Consider the following 4420-nt stretch of genomic DNA (forward strand, 5'->3'; position numbering starts at 1 on the left):
CCCCTTATCTGTCACAGCCTCTTTGTTTAGGTTAAATTAAAGGTAATATTCAGCGAAATCGACAGGGATAAAACAAGGACGGTCCGTCTGGGGTTAACCCCACGTTTTTCGCATCGTCGTGTTGATCAATACTTGATCGCCCCGGCAGACCTGATTGCGGCGCACAGCTTTCCAACCCTGCCGGCGGAAAAACGGTTCGGCGGTCAGCGAAATATCACTTTGCAGGAAGACCGCGCCCTGGCTGCGGGCCTGAGCTACAATGGCATTCAACAAAGCGGTACCGACGCCCTGCCGCTGAAAGTCGGGGTGGACGTAGAAACAATCCAGCTGAGTCGGACTTTCCAGATTCGCAAAGCCTGCCAGCTGATCTTCACAGAACGCGCCGATCGTCCAGGTGGCTAAAAACCGCTCGGCCCAGCCGGGTTTATCAGCGCCCGCCGTCCAGGCGGCGCATTGGCTGGGGGTGTAATCCCGGATGGCGACTTCCTGGACGCTGCGGAGAAACAAGTCGCGGATCGCCGGTAAATCAGCGCGGGTGACCGGGCGGATTTCCATTACCGCCATAACTCCTTCTGATGATCGAATAAGAAAGCGTCCAGACCAGCCAGAATTTCCTTGTGATGAACGCCGTACAGCGAGGTCTTTTCAATCGCTTTATCCGCAGCTTTGCCATGCAGCCAGACGCCGCAGCAGGCCGCTTCCATCGGTGTCAAGCCGCGTGCAGCGAGGGCGGCGATCATGCCGGTCAGCAGATCGCCGCTGCCGGCTTTGGCCAGGCTTGGGTTGCCGGTCTTGTTGACGCAGCGCAGACCTTCCGGCGAAACGATCAGCGTGTCCGCGCCTTTTAAGACCAGCGTCACCTGATGAGCGAGCGCGTATTCCTCGGCGCAGCGGATCCGGTCCGCCTGGATTTCCTCGACGCTGCGTCCGCACAGCGCGCTGAACTCCCCAACATGCGGTGTGAGAATCCAATCGCCGTGAGGGGTGTTGAGCCACTCTGGATGACGAGCCAGGCAGCGCAGCGCGGCGGCGTCCAGAATTACCGGCACGGAACTGCAGTGCAGCACTCTTTCCAATAACGTTTCCAGGTTTGTCAGATGATCGCAGCCGCTGCCGATTGCCACAGCGTCGGATTGATTAAGCAGCGTGGTCAGATCCGCTTCCGAAAGCGTGTTGGGATGATAGACGACGTGCGGACAGGCGGTCTGCAGGATCGGATAAACGGCGGGATCGACAAGCGCGTGAAGCATGCCGCAGCCCATCGCCTGGGCCGCTTCCAGATTGAACTGGGCTGCGCCGGCCATCCAGGGACTGCCGGCGATCACGGTTAACCGGCCTGTCGTGCTTTTATAATCGTTGTCGTGCAGCCGCGGCAGCAGGCGCGTGACCTGCAGCGCGTCCATCTGGATCCAGCGCGATGCCTCCGGCTCCGCGAACCCCAGCCCAATCGGAATCAGCCGGTCAAGCTTCTGATGTTCCCGGCTGAATAAGTGAACCGGCTTCAACGCCCCCAACGCCAGCGTCAGCTCGCTGTGCAGGGCGTCGGGATCCCCCAGACTGTGATCCGCTTCCAGACCGCTGTTCAGGTCGATGCTGACAACGGACAGCCGCTGCTGGTTGATCCAGCGGAAAGCGCTGCGCAAAAAATCCGGCAGCGGGGCATGAAAATTAAATCCGAACACGCAGTCGACGATCACGTCGTAGCGCTGCGCCATCGTCTGAAACTGGGTTTCGCTTAATTCCTGATAACCATAGATCAGGCAGGAATCCGGCAGCTTCTGCCGGGCTTCGATCGCCGCCGGAGTACGGATGTCGTCCAGCATCAGAATGATCGCCACCTGCCGGTTGGCCGCTAAGCAATGCCGGGCGATCACAAACCCGTCGCCGCCGTTGTTGCCGCTTCCGCACAGGATCAGAAACGAGTCGTTTTCCGGATATTCGTGCAACAGTGTGTCGGCGCAGCGTTTACCCGCCAGCTCCATCAGCTGTGTTTCAGTTTTGCCGCTGGCCGCTTCCGCCGCGGCAATTTGATTCTTCTCGAGGATCACAGGGATCACCTCCTGGCACTATTCTAACATAAATTGTTCCGACGCCGAAAAGAATGGTATAATGAAACCTGAAAAAAGGGGGTATTTCTTTGATTTGGAATGAAGCTTTGGAACAGTATGTCAGCGATCATCAGGATGAGGTTGTGGAACTGATCCGCACACTGGTGGCGATCCCGGCCTTCAGTAATCATGAACAGGCCCGCGCTGAGTTCTGCGCGAAGTGGTTTCGCGATGTCGGCGCGGAAGATGTGAAAATCGACGAGGCAAGCAATGTCATCGTTACGCTGGGCGACGTTCAGGCCGGCAAGGCCGTCGCGTTTATGGCGCACCTGGACACGGTATTCCCGGATGAAACCGGCTTTGAGCTGGTGGAGGAAGACGGCTGGCTGAAAGCGCCGGGGGTCGGGGATGACACAGCGAATGTCGCGCTTTTGATGGTCATCACCCGGTATCTGCTCGAGCAGAAGTGTCCGCCGAAGCAAGGTGTTTTGATCGTGCTGAACGCCGGTGAGGAAGGTCTGGGTAACCTTAAAGGCTGCCGCCGGCTGATGCAGGATTACGGGGATAAGCTGAGCGAGGTTTACTCGTTTGACGGCTCCTATAAAGGCTACGTCAACAAGGCGGTCGGTTCCGTCCGCTACCGCGTCGAGGTGAAAACGGAGGGCGGCCATTCCTACGGCGCGTTCGGCAACCGCAACGCGATCCGCGTGCTGGCTTCCCTGATCGATGCGCTGTACTCTGTCAAAGTGCCGGAGGGCGGCAAGACCACCTATAATGTCGGCACGATTGAAGGCGGCACTTCCGTCAACACGATCGCCCAGCAGGCTTCGATGTTGTTTGAATTCCGCTCCGATGTGCGCGAGCACCTGGATCAGCTGCGCGGCATGTTCGACAGCCTGATCGACGCTTACCGGAAGATGGGCGTGGAGGTCAATGTCGAGATTTTAGGCGAACGGCCGTGCATGGGCGAAATCGACCAGGAGAAACAGCGGACGATTGAGAAAAAGGTCGAGGATTTGATCGAACGGCGGATCGGCGTGCGGCCGGAGGGGCACTCCGGATCGACTGACTGCAACATTCCGTTTTCACTGGGCATTAACTCGTTATGCTTCGGCGGCTATCTGGGCGAGGGTGCGCATACCCGCGAAGAAAAAATCGAAAAGGCGTCGCTGCTTCCGGGGCTGGGCGTCATGATGGAATTTGTTCTGGATTATTTTCTTTGATTTGAATTCTGAAAAAACGGCTTGATTCCGTGATTCGACTTTATTTAATTGATGTTCAATGCTATAATAAAATCGATTAGGGGGTACCTTTCTAATGGAAAAGAAAACAGTACAAGATTATATCGACATTATCAATCAGAAAAAATGGGATGCCCATAACATCCAGTGGCTGTATATTGATATCAACGCCAAAGAGCTGATGACGGAAGTGGAGCCGAAAGTGAACAATCTGACGGCCTGCTGCAAAGCGATGATGGAAATCATGCTGGAAGGCGACCGGTTTATGGAATTGCCGAAAGTCAAAACCAAGATTGGCGGCGCGCTGACTGTGCGTTATTATTGCGACAACTTGAGTCCGGAACGCCGGAAGTATTCAGAAGTCAATCAGTAATGAAAAGGGCCGCGCTTTCGCCGCGGTCTTTTTTGTCAAGAAAATAGAAAAGAGGAGAGTCGTATGGATAAGTATCGTAAGCGCAGAGCAGTGGCCGTCGCTCATGAAATGGTCGATCTGTTAGCGGAAAAGGGGTATATCACCTATTATGCCGAAAATGTGGAGGAAGCCCGCGACAAAGTGCTCGAGCTGATCCCCAAGGGCGCCAGCGTCGGCGTCGGCGGATCGGAAACGCTCAAAGCGATGGATATGATCAATATCCTGCGCAACGGCGATTATCACTTTTTTGACCGTTACCAGGAGGGTCTGCCGTTTTCCGAGGTTGAGGAAATCTACCGTCAGGCTCTGTTGGCGGATGTCTTTCTGACCAGCAGCAACGCGATCACGCGGCAGGGCCAGCTGGTCAACATCGATTCGTCCGGCAACCGTGTCGCAGCGATCAGCTATGGACCGCGCAAGGTCATCGTGGTCGCCGGGGTGAACAAGGTTGTCGATACGCTGGACGACGCGATGAAGCGGCTGCGTCAGATCGCGCCGCTCAACGCGATGCGCGTGCATCACAAAGCGCCGTGCGTCGAAACGGGAAAGTGCATGGATTGCCAGATCCAGCAGTCAGTCTGCAATTCGGTCGGCATCATCAACCATGGCCGGAAGACGCCGGGGCGTTTCACGATCATTATGATCGCTGATGAAATCGGGTTCTGATCCACTTAAAACGAATGGGACACGATTAAAAAGTAAGCATAAAAAAAGACATG

General features: G+C 55.9%; 5 protein-coding genes. 3 read left to right on the forward strand and 2 right to left on the reverse strand.

Going from position 1 to position 4420, the window contains the following annotated elements; translation table 11 throughout:
* Window positions 1-93: 93 nt before the first annotated feature.
* Both HOLDEFILI_RS06370 and HOLDEFILI_RS06375 read right to left on the reverse strand, forming a co-directional pair.
* Window positions 94-564 carry a GNAT family N-acetyltransferase gene (locus HOLDEFILI_RS06370; RefSeq protein WP_006058709.1) on the reverse strand — a complete coding sequence of 157 codons (471 nt, stop codon included), beginning with the start codon at window positions 562-564 and terminating at the stop codon, window positions 94-96.
* Complete coding sequence (locus tag HOLDEFILI_RS06375) at window positions 555-2048, reverse strand: bifunctional ADP-dependent NAD(P)H-hydrate dehydratase/NAD(P)H-hydrate epimerase (RefSeq protein ID WP_039864201.1); 1494 nt, start codon at window positions 2046-2048, stop codon at window positions 555-557. The genes HOLDEFILI_RS06370 and HOLDEFILI_RS06375 overlap by 10 nt, the downstream gene beginning before the upstream one ends.
* 89 nt (window positions 2049-2137) lie before the next feature.
* Here HOLDEFILI_RS06375 and HOLDEFILI_RS06380 point away from each other — a divergent pair, with 89 nt between their 5' ends.
* From HOLDEFILI_RS06380 to HOLDEFILI_RS06390, 3 genes are all read left to right on the forward strand, one after another.
* Window positions 2138-3271: a M20/M25/M40 family metallo-hydrolase gene (locus HOLDEFILI_RS06380; protein ID WP_006058711.1), complete on the forward strand. Its 1134-nt coding sequence runs from the start codon at window positions 2138-2140 to the stop codon at window positions 3269-3271.
* A 94-nt stretch (window positions 3272-3365) separates the two neighbouring features.
* Entirely contained in the window at window positions 3366-3662 is a 297-nt protein-coding gene (locus tag HOLDEFILI_RS06385; protein ID WP_006058712.1) for a hypothetical protein, read from the forward strand.
* Between the two features lie 63 nt (window positions 3663-3725).
* On the forward strand, window positions 3726-4367 hold the full coding sequence (locus tag HOLDEFILI_RS06390) for a lactate utilization protein (protein ID WP_006058713.1): 642 nt from the start codon (window positions 3726-3728) through the stop codon (window positions 4365-4367).
* Window positions 4368-4420: the final 53 nt, after the last annotated feature.

The organism is Holdemania filiformis DSM 12042, from assembly GCF_000157995.1.
GTDB classification, from domain to species: Bacteria; Bacillota_I; Bacilli_A; order Erysipelotrichales; family Erysipelotrichaceae; genus Holdemania; species Holdemania filiformis.